This is a genomic window from Xanthomonas hortorum pv. cynarae (genome assembly GCF_002939985.1).
GTDB classification, from domain to species: domain Bacteria; phylum Pseudomonadota; class Gammaproteobacteria; order Xanthomonadales; family Xanthomonadaceae; genus Xanthomonas; species Xanthomonas hortorum_D.
In genome coordinates, this window is record NZ_MDFM01000003.1 from 194,054 (window position 1) to 206,906 (window position 12,853).

9 protein-coding genes are annotated in these 12,853 nt (G+C 64.9%); 2 read left to right on the forward strand and 7 right to left on the reverse strand.

Features of this window, described 5'->3' with window-relative positions:
- Positions 1 to 22: 22 nt before the first annotated feature.
- The 7 genes from XcyCFBP4188_RS03585 to XcyCFBP4188_RS03615 form a co-directional block, all read right to left on the reverse strand.
- Positions 23 to 1,513: an efflux transporter outer membrane subunit gene (locus XcyCFBP4188_RS03585; RefSeq protein ID WP_006449561.1), complete on the reverse strand. Its 1,491-nt coding sequence runs from the start codon at positions 1,511 to 1,513 to the stop codon at positions 23 to 25.
- A 4-nt stretch (positions 1,514 to 1,517) separates the two neighbouring features.
- Complete coding sequence (locus XcyCFBP4188_RS03590) at positions 1,518 to 3,104, reverse strand: MDR family MFS transporter (RefSeq protein ID WP_006449562.1); 1,587 nt, start codon at positions 3,102 to 3,104, stop codon at positions 1,518 to 1,520.
- Entirely contained in the window at positions 3,101 to 4,303 is a 1,203-nt protein-coding gene (locus XcyCFBP4188_RS03595; RefSeq protein WP_046932382.1) for an HlyD family secretion protein, read from the reverse strand. Before XcyCFBP4188_RS03595 ends, XcyCFBP4188_RS03590 begins: the two co-directional genes overlap by 4 nt.
- Before the next feature lie 197 nt (positions 4,304 to 4,500).
- Complete coding sequence (locus tag XcyCFBP4188_RS03600) at positions 4,501 to 5,616, reverse strand: polyamine ABC transporter substrate-binding protein (RefSeq protein WP_104591631.1); 1,116 nt, start codon at positions 5,614 to 5,616, stop codon at positions 4,501 to 4,503.
- 240 nt (positions 5,617 to 5,856) lie between these two features.
- Positions 5,857 to 7,224: an aspartate aminotransferase family protein gene (locus tag XcyCFBP4188_RS03605; protein ID WP_104591632.1), complete on the reverse strand. Its 1,368-nt coding sequence runs from the start codon at positions 7,222 to 7,224 to the stop codon at positions 5,857 to 5,859.
- 231 nt (positions 7,225 to 7,455) lie between these two features.
- Positions 7,456 to 8,841 carry a glutamine synthetase family protein gene (locus XcyCFBP4188_RS03610; protein ID WP_074057302.1) on the reverse strand — a complete coding sequence of 462 codons (1,386 nt, stop codon included), beginning with the start codon at positions 8,839 to 8,841 and terminating at the stop codon, positions 7,456 to 7,458.
- 6 nt (positions 8,842 to 8,847) lie between these two features.
- Positions 8,848 to 9,603 (reverse strand): gamma-glutamyl-gamma-aminobutyrate hydrolase family protein, encoded by a 756-nt coding sequence (locus tag XcyCFBP4188_RS03615; RefSeq protein ID WP_074057301.1) that lies wholly within the window; start codon positions 9,601 to 9,603, stop codon positions 8,848 to 8,850.
- Positions 9,604 to 9,765: 162 nt separating this feature from the next.
- Here XcyCFBP4188_RS03615 and XcyCFBP4188_RS03620 point away from each other — a divergent pair, with 162 nt between their 5' ends.
- Both XcyCFBP4188_RS03620 and XcyCFBP4188_RS03625 read left to right on the forward strand, forming a co-directional pair.
- Positions 9,766 to 11,145, forward strand: coding sequence for a glutamine synthetase family protein (locus tag XcyCFBP4188_RS03620; RefSeq protein WP_104591633.1), 1,380 nt, complete (start codon positions 9,766 to 9,768; stop codon positions 11,143 to 11,145).
- Positions 11,145 to 12,461: an NAD(P)/FAD-dependent oxidoreductase gene (locus XcyCFBP4188_RS03625; RefSeq protein ID WP_104591634.1), complete on the forward strand. Its 1,317-nt coding sequence runs from the start codon at positions 11,145 to 11,147 to the stop codon at positions 12,459 to 12,461. Before XcyCFBP4188_RS03620 ends, XcyCFBP4188_RS03625 begins: the two co-directional genes overlap by 1 nt.
- Positions 12,462 to 12,853 lie beyond the last annotated feature (392 nt).

The following is a 12,853-nucleotide window of genomic DNA, read 5'->3' on the forward strand; positions in this document are numbered from 1 at the left end:
CGCCCGCCGCATCAGGAATCGCTCAGCGCGCCTCCTGCGCCGGTTCGCTCCAGCCCAGGCCCAGGCTTTTCTGCAAGGCCACGTAGTTCACCAGCAACTGCACCTGCGCCTGCGCGGCGGCGTCCTGCGCGGACAGTTGCTGGCGTTGCACGTCGAGCAGGTCGATCGACGAAGTGGCGCCTGCATCGCGCCGCTGCTGCATCAGCCCGGCCGAGCGCGTGGCCGAGGCTTCGGCCTGGCGTGCGACCACCAGTTGCTTGCGCGCCGAACCAAAGCGCGCCAACGCCGAATTGGCATCCTGCAACGCGGCCAGCACCGCACCCTCGTACGCGGCCTCGCGACCGGCATTGCCGGCACGCGCCTGCGCTACCTGCGCCTTGGTGCGGCCGAAATCGAAGATCGACCAGCGCAACATCGGTACCGCCAGCGTGGTCAGCGCATCGGAATTGAAATCGCCAGGCGAACCGGCCACCCAGCTCAGACCGCCCAGCAGGGTCACCTGCGGGAAATAGCCGTTCAATGCCTCGCCGATCTGCGCGCTGGAGGCAGCCAGCTCGCGCTCGGCCTTGCGCACGTCGGGGCGGCGACGGATCAACGCACCGGCATCGTCCACACGCACCTGGGTAGGCAACATCGGCAACGGCTGCGCTGTGCTCAATTGCGTATCCAGTGCACCGGGCGCGCGCCCGACCATCAACGCCAGCTGGTCCAATGCCTCCTGCGATTGCAGGTCCAGCGGCAGGCGTTGCGCCTGTTGCTGCTGCACTTGCGTGGCGATCTGCTCGACCTGCAGGTCCGAAGCAGCGCCTTGTTCGCGGCGCTGCTGGGTCAGCCGCAAGGTCTGCCCGATCTTGTCGAGGTTGGCGTCGGCAATGGCCAGACGCGCCTGCAGCCCGCGGTAGTTGAGATAGACCTGCCCGACTTCGGCAGCCAGTTGCACCTGCGCGTCGGCCAGCTCGGCTTCGGAGGCCTGCGCCTGTGCCAAGGCACCTTCGGCGGCGCGACGGCGGCGGCCGAACAGATCCAGCTCCCAGCTGGCATCGAAACCGACGCTGTAGATCTGGGTCTTGTCCAGACTCGCCTCTTCCTCGCCCGCGGCCGGCGGCTGGCTGTTTTCGCCATTTTGCAATTCGCCGAGCGTATCGACGATGGTCTGCGGCGGCTCGGCATACGCGTACAAGGCGCTGGCGTTGAGCTTGGGCAAGCGCTCAGCGCGGCGTTGGCGTGCCAGTGCGCGGTTAGCCAACAACCGCGCCTGCGCGGCACGCAGATTGGGGCTGTCGGCCAACGCCTGGGTGACCAGTTGGGTGAGCATCGGATCGTGCAGCTCCTCCCACCAGTGATTCAACGGCGCAGCGACGACCACCTCGGCGCCACTGGCGCGATGCAATGCCGACGCCTGCATGGCCGCATCGGCCACGACCGGCGCCTTGGTGTAGTTGGGGCCGAGCATGCAGCCGCCGAGCAGCACCGCGCTCAGCGCGGCTGCCAGCGGCATGCGGATCAGGCGCATGGAATCAGTGCATTGCAAGGTGCGCCCCCTTGGGTAACGGCTTGAGCAAAAAGGCCAGCGGAATCGTGCAGACCACGATCACGCCGAAGATCCAGAACAGATCGCTATAGGTCATCACCAGCGCCTGCTGCTGCACCAGGCGCGCCAGCTGCGCGATCGAGCGGATCGCGGCCTCCGCACCGGCACTGCCCTGCATCTGCGCGGTCAGGCCAGAGAGAAAGTCCTGCGCACGTGAGGCATTGGCAGTGATCGCGCTGCCGATGGTTTCGGTATGGAAGGTCATGCGGCGCTCCTGGAAGGTGGAGATCAGCGCCAGGCCCACCGAGCCGCCCAGGTTGCGGCCGGCGTTGAACAAGCCCGATGCATCGCCGGCCAGCTCGGGCGGTACCGACGAAATCGCGGCCTGATTCAACGACATCATCGCCAGCGCCAACCCGCAGCCCTGCAGCAACTGGCCGGCGACAAAATGCATGCCCACGGTGTCGGCAGTCAGCGACAGATTGACGAAACAGGCCGCGCCAAAACAGATCAGCCCGGCGATCACCAGAATGCGCACATCCACCACGTCCAGCAGCTTGGGCATCATCGGCATCAGCAGCACGGTGGGCAGGCCGGACAGCAGCAGCACGTAGCCGGCCTGCTCGGTGTTGTAGCCGGAGATCACCGCCAGAAACTGCGGAATCATGTACATGACCCCGAACAGGATCATGCCCACCGCCATGATCATGACGAACACCGCACCGAAGCTGCGATGCAGCAGCAACGACAGCCGGATCACCGGCGGCCGTCGGCGAAACTGGGTAATCACCAGGGCGATGAATCCGCTTAGGGAGATCAGGCTCAGCATGTTGATTTCGCTGGATTCGAACCAGCGCTCGCGCTGGCCTTCTTCCAGCACCACGGTGAGCCCGCCCAGGCCGGCGGTGAGGCCATAAATGCCTAGCCAGTCAGCATTGAGCAGGCCGGCCCAATCGCCTTTTTCATGCTTTAACCCGAGCAGCAACAAAGCCACCAGACCAACGCAGATCGGCACGTTGATGAAGAACGCGTAGTGCCAGCTGACGTTTTCGGTGAGCCAGCCGCCCAGCAGCGGGCCGATCACCGGGCCCATGATCACGGTCATGCCGAACAAGGCGGTGCCCATGGTCTGCTGGCTGGGCGGCAGGCGCGTGGCGACGATGGTCAGCGCGGTGGGAATCAACGCACCGCCAGCCAGGCCCTGCCCGACGCGGCCGATGATCATCATCGTCAACGAGGTCGACAAGCCGCACACCACCGAAAACGCGGTGAACATCACCGCGCAGATCAGCAGGAAATTGCGCAGGCCCAACGTGCGCACGAACCAGCCTGTGAGCGGGATCATGATGATCTCGGCGACCAGGTAGGCGGTGGAAATCCAGGTGCCTTCGGTACCGCTGGCGCCGACTTCGCCCTGGATGGTGGGCAGCGCCGCGTTGACGATGGAGATATCCAGCGTCGCCATGAACGAGCCGATGGTACCGGCCAGCACCGCCAGCCAGGCGCCCGGTTCGGCCTTCTCGCGTTGGGCGCTGCCGCCGGCACGCGGGCCGGTGGCTGCGGCTGCACTCATCGCGCGCGCTCCTGCGCCTGCACGCGATCGGATTCCTCCTCGGCCCGTTGCTTGGCGTCCTTGGCCGAGCGCGTATCCACGGTGACTTCGACCGACATGCCCGGCACCAGCACCTTGCGCGCCTCGTCACCGGCCAGCACGCGAATCCGCACCGGAATGCGCTGGACGACCTTGGTGAAGTTGCCGGTGGCGTTCTCCGGCGGCAGCAATGCGAATTGCGAACCGGTGCCCGGCGAGAGGCTTTCGATCTTGCCGTGCAGTTTCACGCCCGACAGCGCATCGACCTCGATCTCGGCCGGCTGGCCCGGACGCATCAGGCCGACCTGGGTTTCCTTGAAGTTGGCAACCAGGTACAGCGATTGCTGCGGCACGATGGTCATGGTGCGGGTACCGGCGCCGAGGAACTGGCCCACCTGCACGGTCTTGTCGCCGACCCGGCCACGGATGCGGCTGGTGAGGAGGGTGTCTTCCACCGCCACGCGGGCCTGGTCGGCATCGGCGGTGGCCTGCTTCACGCCGGCCTGCGCCTGTTCCAGTTGTGCGTCGCTGGCCAGGATCTGGCTCTGCGCGCCCTTGGCCTGTGCCTGCGCCGCGTCGTACTGGGCGCGTGCGCGGGCCAGTTCGTGCTGCAGGCTTTCCTGATGTTCGTGGGTGTCTGCACCCGAGGCGGCCAACGGAGCGAAGCGCTTCACTTCGGCCTGGGCGAATGTCAGGCTTGCCGCTGCCGAGGTCACCTGGCTACGCGCCTGCACCAGCGACGACTCCTGCCCGGACACGTTGGCGGTTGCCGCGGCGATATCGGCCTGGCGCGCGGCAATCGCCGCTTCGGCCTGCTGCAGGGTGGCCTGGTAGGTGCGGTCGTCGATCTGCAGCAGCGGCTGGCCGGCCTCCACGATCTGGTTGTCGCCCACCATCACCTTGGTCACATAGCCGCTGACGCGCGGCGCAACCGCTACCGAATCGGCCTGCAGATAGGCGTTATTAGTGCTCTGCATGTAGCGGCCCTTGATCAGGTAGTAGGCCAGCCACAGCGCCAGCACCACCACCAGCAGCAGGCCGACCACGATCAGCGTCCACTTCACCTTGGGGTTCTTCAACGGCGAGGGCTTGGGCGGCTCCTGCTGATTGTGTGCAGCATTGCCTTGGGCATCCTGGGCCGAAGCCTGGCCGTCGTTGGACGGGTGATCGTGGTTGCTCAAAGTCAGGCGTCCTGTGTCGTGGGCGAGGCGCGCGCAACGACGTGCCGCAAAAGCGGTCCGGCGAAGGCGGCGCAACCATACAATTATTTGAACCGCCCGGTACAGATTGCGTGACGAGCCTGGTCAGCTGCCGCTTGGACTGATTGGTTCTTTATGAAGACCTGGCAACGCAACCGCGCCTTCAACCCACCGCCGCCTCAACGACCGGTCTTGATCTCGGTCCACAGCCGCGTGTACAGCCGGTCCACTTCCGGCGGATTGATCGCATAGGTGAACATCTTGGCGGTCACCTCCGGCGGCGGGTAGATGGTGGAGTCGTTGCGGATCGCCGCATCCACCAGCGGGGTGGCGGTGCGCACCGGATTGGCGTAATGGATGAAGTTGCTGTTGGCTGCGGCCACCTCCGGCTTCAACAGATAATTGATGAAGGCGTAAGCGTTGTCGGGGTGCTTGGCGTCCTTGGGAATGGCCAGCATGTCGAACCACTGCGGCGCGCCTTCCTTCGGGATCGAATAGGCTACCTTGACGGTGTTGCCGGCCTCTACCGCGCGGTCGCGCGCCTGGATGATGTCGCCCGACCAGCCCACTGCAAGACAGGTATTGCCGTTGGCCAGCGAGGTCACGTACTGGCTGGAGTGGAAGTTCTGCACGTACGGGCGAATGGTCTTGATCAGCGCGGCGGCTTTTTCGATCTCCGCCGGCACCGTGCTGTGCGGATCCAGACCCAGATAATTGAGCGCGATCGGAATCATGTCCGAGGGCGTGTCGAGAATGGTGACGCCGCAATCCTTCAACTTCGACAGATTTTCCGGCTTGAATACCAGATCCCAGCTGTTGGCGACCTCGGTGCTGCCGAAGACGGCCTTGAGCTTGTCCACGTTGTAGCCGATGCCGGTGGTGCCGATCATGTACGGCACGCCGAAGGCGTTACCTGGATCCTGCGCGGCGATGCGGCGCATGATGTCCGGGTCGAGATTGGCCAGATTGGGGATCTTGCTCTTGTCCAACGGCAGGAAGACGCCCGCCTGGATCTGCCGGCCGAAGAAGCTGAGCGTGGGCACCACCACGTCGTAATCGCTGCCGCCGGCGAGCAGTTTGGCTTCCACCATTTCGTCGCTGTCGAACACGTCGTAGGTGACCTTGATGCCGCTGCTCTTTTCGAACGCGGGAATGGTGTCTTCGGCGATGTAGTCCGAATAGTTGTAAACGTTGAGCACTTTGGCCCGTGCGTCGGCGTTACCTGGCGCAGTGCCGCCGCCGCAGGCAGCCAACAAGGTGGTGGACAGCGTCAGGGCGAGCAGTCGCAACGTCATGTGGATCTCCAAAGCAGTGCGGTCATGGCGGGGCCGGCGGTGTGGCCGGTGAGCGTTCCAGCCTACGCATCGGGTTTCTGTTTGCCCAGCTTATTTCCCTGGCTTGCAGCGGCTATCGAAAACGAGGTGTGCTGCACCTGGCGGGCGCGGCCATTGGACGGGGCGGCATACCGCATTCGACCATTGTGGTTTCCACGCGTCACTCGCACCCAACTGACGTGCGCGCGCCATGAGGGCCACTCATCTGCCCAGCGCCTGCGCGGTATCTTCCAGCGCCGCCCACGCCTTGTCGAACAGCTCATCGACCTGCTCGCAGGTGATGATCAACGGCGGCGACAGCAGCATGGCGTCGTAAGTCGCGCGCAGGATCAGCCCGCGCTTTAGTGCGAAGTCGCGGCACAGCGCCCCTACCCGGCCGCGCTCGGGAAAATACACCCCGCGCTGGCGCTTGTCGGGCACCAGTTCCAGTGCGCCGACCAGCCCGGCGATGCGTGCCTCGCCCACCAGGCGATGTTCGCCCAGCTCGGCCCAGCGCTGCGCCAGATACGGCGCAATCCGGGTGCGCGCAGTCTCCACGATGCCCTCGTCCTGCAACAGCCGCACATTCTCCAACGCCACCGCCGCACACACCGGATGCCCGGAATAGGTGCCGCCATGCGCCAGCTCGCCGCCGTGCGTCTTGAGCACACCGGCCACGCGATCGTTGAACATCGCTGTTGCCAACGGGATATAGCCGGAGGTGATGCCCTTGGCGAGCGTCATCACATCGGGCTGGAAGCCGAAGTAATCCGCACCGAACCAGGCACCGGTACGGCCGAAGCCGCAGATCACTTCGTCGGCGACCAGCAGCACGTCGTAGCGCCGGCAGATGCGCTCGATTTCCGGCCAGTAACTGCGCGGCGGGATGTAGACCCCGATCGCCCCCATGATCGGCTCGCCGATGAAGGCTGCCACGTTCTCGGGGCCGAGCTGCAGAATCTTTTCTTCCAAGCGGCGCGCTGCCAGCAGCCCGTATTCTTCGGGATCCATCTCACCGCCATCGCCAAAGTGATACGGCGGCGCGATGTGGTGGATATCCGGAATCGGCAAGCCACCCTGCTTGTGCATGCCTTTCATGCCACCCAGGCTGGCGCCGGCCATGGTGGTGCCGTGATAGCCGTCGTGGCGGCCGATGAAGATGCGTTTTTCCGGCTGCCCCTGCACCGCCCAGAAGTGCCGCACCAGCCGCAGGATGGTGTCGTTGGCCTCCGAGCCGGAGTTGGCGAAGAACGCATGGTTCAAATCGCCCGGCGTCAGCTCCGCCAGCTTGGCGGCCAGATGGATGGTGGGCTCGGTGGTGCACTGAAAGAAGCTGTTGTAGTACGCCAACTGCTCCATCTGCCGCGCCGCTGCCTGCGCAAGCTCCTTGCGTCCGTAGCCCACATTCACGCACCACAATCCGCCGAACGCATCCAGCAACTTGTTGCCGTCCGCATCCCACACATACACGCCCTGCCCGCGCGTCAGGATGCGCGTGCCCTTGTCGGCCAATGCCGCGTTGTCATTGAACGGATGCAGGTGATGGGCAGCATCGAGTTGCTGCAAGGTCTTCAGTGCTTGCGGATCCATGGGCACTCCGGCTGCGGGGTACGTGCAGTCTACGGTCGATCGGCCGGGCACAAGATGCTTTCAGTGGCGCATGCCGAACAGGGAGTGAAAACGCGCGGACGAGGCGGTGCGCAATGTCCAACGCGCGAGGCATCATGCATCCTTATATGCCGTACCCTCATCCGCCCTTCGGGCACCTTCTCCCGATGGGAGAAGGAGACGAAGCAGCACGCTGCGCGAGGCGCAAACGCCTCAGACATTCAACAGCAAGAACTCCCGCTCCCACGAACTGATGACACGAAAGAACGTCTCGTATTCCTTCCGCTTCACCGAGATATAGGCGCGCACAAACCGCCGACCCAGCATCTCCTGCAATGCATCGCAGCCCTCCAATCCGTCTAGAGCTTCGCCCAGCGAGCGCGGCAGATCGTAGCCCTGCTCCTTGCCGTTGCTGCTGATCGGCGCAGTCGGTTCCAGCTTCTCGCGGATGCCCAATAACCCGCACGCCAAGGTCGCTGCCATCGCCAGATACGGATTGGCATCGGAACCGGCAAATCGGCTTTCCACCCGCATGTTTTGCGGAGTATCGATCGGCACGCGTAGCCCGCAGGTGCGATTGTCGAACCCCCACAGCACGTTGCTCGGCGACACCTCGCCGAACATCAGCCGCCGGTAGGAATTGACGTTGGGCGCCAGCAACCCCATCGCCATCGGAATGTATTTCTGCAGGCCACCGAGATAATGCGCAAAGGTGTCGCTGAAGCCGCCTTCACGCTTGCCGCTGAACACATTCTTGCCAGTGCCGGTATGCAACAGGCTCTGGTGGATATGCATCGCACTGCCCGGCTCGGTTTCCATGGGTTTTGCCAGGAACGTGGCGTACACGCCATGCCGCAACGCGGCCTCGCGCATGGTGCGCTTGAACATGAAGACCTGATCGGCACGCGAGAGCGCGTCGGCATGGGTGAAGTTGACCTCCAGCTGCGCCGCGCCGGATTCGTGGATCAAGGTATCCACGTCCAGTTCCATCGCATCGCAATAGTCGTACATCAGGTCCAGGATCGGATCGAACTCGTTGACCGCATCGATCGAATACGACTGCCGCGCGGTTTCCGGGCGACCGGAGCGCCCCGCCGGCGGCAGCAACGGGAAATCCGGGTCGGTGTTCTTCTGCACCAGAAAGAATTCCAGCTCCGGCGCCACCACCGGTTGCAGCTTCACCTCGGCATACGCGTCCAGCACGCGGCGCAACACGTTGCGCGGCGCAAGCTCATGCGGTTGGCCGTCCTTGGTGTAGCAATCGTGGATGACCTGCGCGGTGGGATCGGCCGCCCACGGCACCATGCGCACGGTGGAGGCGTCCGGGCGCAGATGCATGTCCGAATCCGATGGCGAGGTCAGCTCGTAATAATCGTCCGGGAAATCGCCGGTGACGGTGGTGGCGAAGATGCCTTCCGGCAGGCGGGTGCCGTAGTCGTGCGAGAACTTGTCGGCGGGGATGATCTTGCCGCGTGCGTTGCCGGTGATGTCCGGCACCAGGCACTCCACCTCGGTGATATTGCGCTCCTTGAGCCAGCGGCGCAGCGCGCTCTCCGGCTGCTTGGGCGTGGATTTGCGCGAACGTGTGCGGATGGACATGCAACCTCACTGACCGCGTTGAGCGGCGTATTGACGACAGGCCTCGCCGAAGGCCTGAAAGATGGCACGGTAGAACGGATGCTGTGTGACACGCCACTCCGGATGCCATTGCACCGCGAGCAAAAAGCCCGGCCCGGCGCCGCGAAAGGCTTCGATCAGGCCATCCGGTGCAGTGGCTTCGACCACCAGCCCATCGGCAAGCTTCGCAATACCCTGCCCGTGCAGCGAATTCACCCACACCTGCGCGGTCTCGCTCATGCCGGCCAACCAGCCGCCGGGTTGCAGCTGCACCAGATGGGCCGGGCCGTATTGCGTGTCCAGCGGTGCGCTGCGGTCTTCGCGATGATCGGCCAGGCCGGGCACCTCCTGCACGCGTTGATGCAAGCGCCCGCCCAGCGCCACGTTAACCTCCTGCAGGCCGCGGCAGATCGCCAGCACCGGCAGGCCACGTGCAAGCGCCTGCGGGATCAGGCCAAGGCTGGTGGCATCGCGTGCGGGATCGTGCAGGTTGCCTTCCCAACTGGGCTCGTCGCTGTAGTGATGCGGCTCGATATTGCTCACCGCACCAGTCAGCAACAGGCCATCCAACCGATCCAGCCACACACCTGCCTCCAGCGTGGGCTGCAGGCTCGGCAGCAATACCGGCATCGCGCCCGCCGCATCTACCACCGCGCGAATGTACTTTTCGCCAGCAGCCAGAAACGGATGCGGCCCTTGCTGGATGCGATCGGTCGGCAACCCAACCAGTGGAACGACAGCCATGCAGACATCCCGGTGTAGAGCGTTGAACGTCAGGTGCAATGCACTTGCGATGCAGCCGAACTTACCGCTCCGCCGCACGCATTGCCAAGCGCAACGCGACTGCGGTTGCGACTGCTCACGCATGCTTTGCTAGGCTGAGCGGCGACTTCGCAGGTGGTGCCCATGGCTTCCGAAAACTTCGCCGCGTCCTTGCCTGCTGCCGATGCCGCCACGCTGGCGCGCATCGATGGCTGCGAATCGGTCGACCTGCTGCTGCCCGACACCAACGGCGTACTGCGTGGCAAACGTGTGACAGGCGAGGCGCTTGGCAAGATCTATCGCGATGGCGTGTGCCTGCCGATGTCGCTGATCGCCACCGACATCACCGGCAATACCGTGGAAGAAACCGGGCTGGGCTACGCCATCGGCGATGCCGACCGCATCTGCCGGCCGATCGAAGGCTCGCTGCGCCCGGTGCCGTGGGCACCGCAGCCGATGGCGCAGCTGCTGCTGGCGATGCACAACCACGACGGCAGTGTGTTCAAGGTCGCACCACGCGCGGTACTGCAGCGTGTGTTGCGTGGCTTTGCCGCGCTCGGCCTGACCCCGGTGATCGCGGTGGAGCTGGAGTTCTATCTGTTCGACGCAGTGGCCGATGCGCAGGGGCGTCCGCAGACCCCGCGCGACCCCGTCACCGGTGAGCGCAGCGACAGCACCCAGGTGTATTCGCTGCAGGACCTGGACCACCAGCGCGGCTTCACCGATGCAGTCACCGCCGCCTGCCGGCAACAAGGCATCCCGGCCGATACGGCGGTGGCCGAATACGCACCCGGCCAGTTCGAAATCAACCTGCAGCATCGCGCCGATGCGGTGGCCGCCTGCGACGAGGCACTGCTGCTCAAACGCACCATCAAGGCGATCGCGCAGCAGCAGGGCAAGCTCGCCAGCTTCATGGCCAAGCCGTTCCCGGGCCAGGCCGGCAGCGGCTTGCATCTGCACGTGAGCCTGCTCGATGCCGATGGCCACAACGTGTTTGCCAGCAGCGCCGATGCGCCAGCCGACAGCCTGCGCCACGCCATCGCCGGGCTGCAGCGGCATGCGGATGCCTCGCTGCTGGTGTTCGCACCGCACGCCAATAGTTATCGACGCTTCGTCAGCAATGCCTTCGTACCATTGGATGCGAGCTGGGGCTTCAACAATCGCACCGTGGCGCTGCGCATCCCGCATAGCGATGCACGCAATACCCGGATCGAACACCGCATTGCCGGCGCGGACGCCAATCCGTATCTGGTCGCCGCCACTGTGCTCGCCGCCATGCTGGATGGCCTGCAGCACCCCGGCGAGCCCACCGCGCCGGTCACCGGCAATGCCTATGCGCAAGCGGTGTTCCAGCCGCGTACCTGGCAAGGCGCAGTCGATGCATTTGGCGCCAGCCCTTTCATCGGCGAGCAGTTCGGCAGCCAGTTCCAGCATGTGTTCGGCCAGCAGAAACAACGCGAATTGCTCGACTACCAGGCGCTGGTGCCGGATCTGGATTACGCCCGGTATCTGCGGACCGTGTGATGGGCGGCGCGGCCACACAACTGCCAGACACCGACACGCCGGGCAACGGCTATCCCGACAGTTGGTACGCGCGCAGCACGCCCGCCTTGCCGGAACAGCCGTGCCTGCAAGGCATTGAACGCGCCGATGTCTGCATTCTCGGCGCCGGCTACACCGGCCTCACTGCGGCCCTGGCCCTGGCCGAGGCCGGCTACAAGGTCATCGTGCTGGAAGCCAGGCGCATCGGCTGGGGCGCGTCCGGGCGCAACGGCGGCCAGGCCATCGTGGGCTACGGCTGCGAGCAGGAAACGCTGGAAGCACTGGTCGGCAATGCCGATGCGCGGCTGTTGTTCGACTTCTCACGCGATGGCATGCGCCTGCTGCGCGCGCGCATCGAGCGTCATGCCATCGCCTGCGACTGGCGCGACGGCCACGCCCACGTGCCGCTGAAACCGCGCCAGGTGCAGGCCTTGCAGCACGGCATCGTGCGCATGGCCGAGCGCTACGACTACCCGCTGGAATGGTGGGACCGCGCCCGCACCCGGCAGGTACTGGACAGCCCGCTGTATCTGGGCGCGATGTTCGACCCGGCCAGCGGCCATCTGCACCCACTGGCCTACGCGCTCGGTCTGGCGCGTGCGGCGCTGGCGGCCGGCGTGCGCATCTACGAAGACTCGGCGGTGACCCGGCTGGGCCACGGCGACCGCGTGGTGATGCACACCGCCCAGGGCAGCGTCAGCGCCGACTTCGGCGTGATCGCCGGAAACGCCTTGTTACACGGCATTTCCACATCGCTGGAACGCCACATCATGCCGGTGGGCACCTATGTCGGCGCGACGCCGCCGCTGGGTGAGGCGCGCGCACGCGTCTTGATCGCCAACGACATGGCCGTGGCCGATACCAACTGGGCGCTGGACTATTACCGGCTCAGCGCCGACCACCGGCTGCTGTTCGGCGGCCGCGCCAGTTATTCCTCGCGCCCGCCGCCCGGCTTGAACCGCTTGATGACGCAGCGCATGCACACCGTGTTCCCGCAGCTACGCGGCGTGCCGTTGGAAACGCTGTGGGGCGGCTATGTGGACATCTCGCGCAACCGCGCCCCGCACTGGGGCCGGCTGGCAGCCAATGTGTATTTCGCGCAGGGTTTCTCCGGCCATGGCGTGGCAGCCACCGGCCTTGCCGGTCATGTCATCGCAGAGGCCATCACCGGTCAAAGCCAACGTCTGGACGTGTTCGAGCGCATCCCGCATCTGCCCTTCCCTGGCGGACGGCTCATGCGTACTCCCTTGCTGGTGGCGGCGATGAGCTGGTACCGGCTACGCGATGCGCTGTGGTGATCTGCGCCTGAGAGCGGCTGACAAAACTACTTCACGTTGTTCGATTGCAGAGCTGCTGAGCTGCGACTTGGCTGCAGGGCCCTTGCCGGCCCACCATCGCGGGACACGCCGCAAGTACGTCCTTGTAAGCTCTTACGCGGCATCCATGCCGCGTAAGGTCCCGCGACGGTGGGCGGGCAAGGACCAGTCAAGATGATCGGTGTGCATGGTGCAAGCAATGCCTTACGTGGGTTGCTTAGATAACGGCACGCCTGATTCATCTTCTCAATGTAAGCCGAGCGATGGACAAGCTTTAAGAAAGCAACCGACAAACTCTCTGGTGCGGTGTCCTCACCGCTTGCGGGACCGTGTGGCGGCATGGATGCCGCCACCGAGCCTAAATGGACGTACTT

Excerpts from the sequence above, each read along its gene's own strand:
- XcyCFBP4188_RS03610 (WP_074057302.1), bottom strand. The coding sequence starts at position 8,841 with ATGTCCATCCGCACACGTTCGCGCAAATCCACGCCCAAGCAGCCGGAG.
- XcyCFBP4188_RS03585 (WP_006449561.1), bottom strand. The coding sequence starts at position 1,513 with ATGCGCCTGATCCGCATGCCGCTGGCAGCCGCGCTGAGCGCGGTGCTG.
- XcyCFBP4188_RS03605 (WP_104591632.1), bottom strand. The coding sequence starts at position 7,224 with ATGGATCCGCAAGCACTGAAGACCTTGCAGCAACTCGATGCTGCCCAT.
- XcyCFBP4188_RS03615 (WP_074057301.1), bottom strand. The coding sequence starts at position 9,603 with ATGGCTGTCGTTCCACTGGTTGGGTTGCCGACCGATCGCATCCAGCAA.
- XcyCFBP4188_RS03590 (WP_006449562.1), bottom strand. The coding sequence starts at position 3,104 with ATGAGTGCAGCCGCAGCCACCGGCCCGCGTGCCGGCGGCAGCGCCCAA.
- XcyCFBP4188_RS03600 (WP_104591631.1), bottom strand. The coding sequence starts at position 5,616 with ATGACGTTGCGACTGCTCGCCCTGACGCTGTCCACCACCTTGTTGGCT.
- XcyCFBP4188_RS03625 (WP_104591634.1), top strand. The coding sequence starts at position 11,145 with ATGGGCGGCGCGGCCACACAACTGCCAGACACCGACACGCCGGGCAAC.
- XcyCFBP4188_RS03620 (WP_104591633.1), top strand. The coding sequence starts at position 9,766 with ATGGCTTCCGAAAACTTCGCCGCGTCCTTGCCTGCTGCCGATGCCGCC.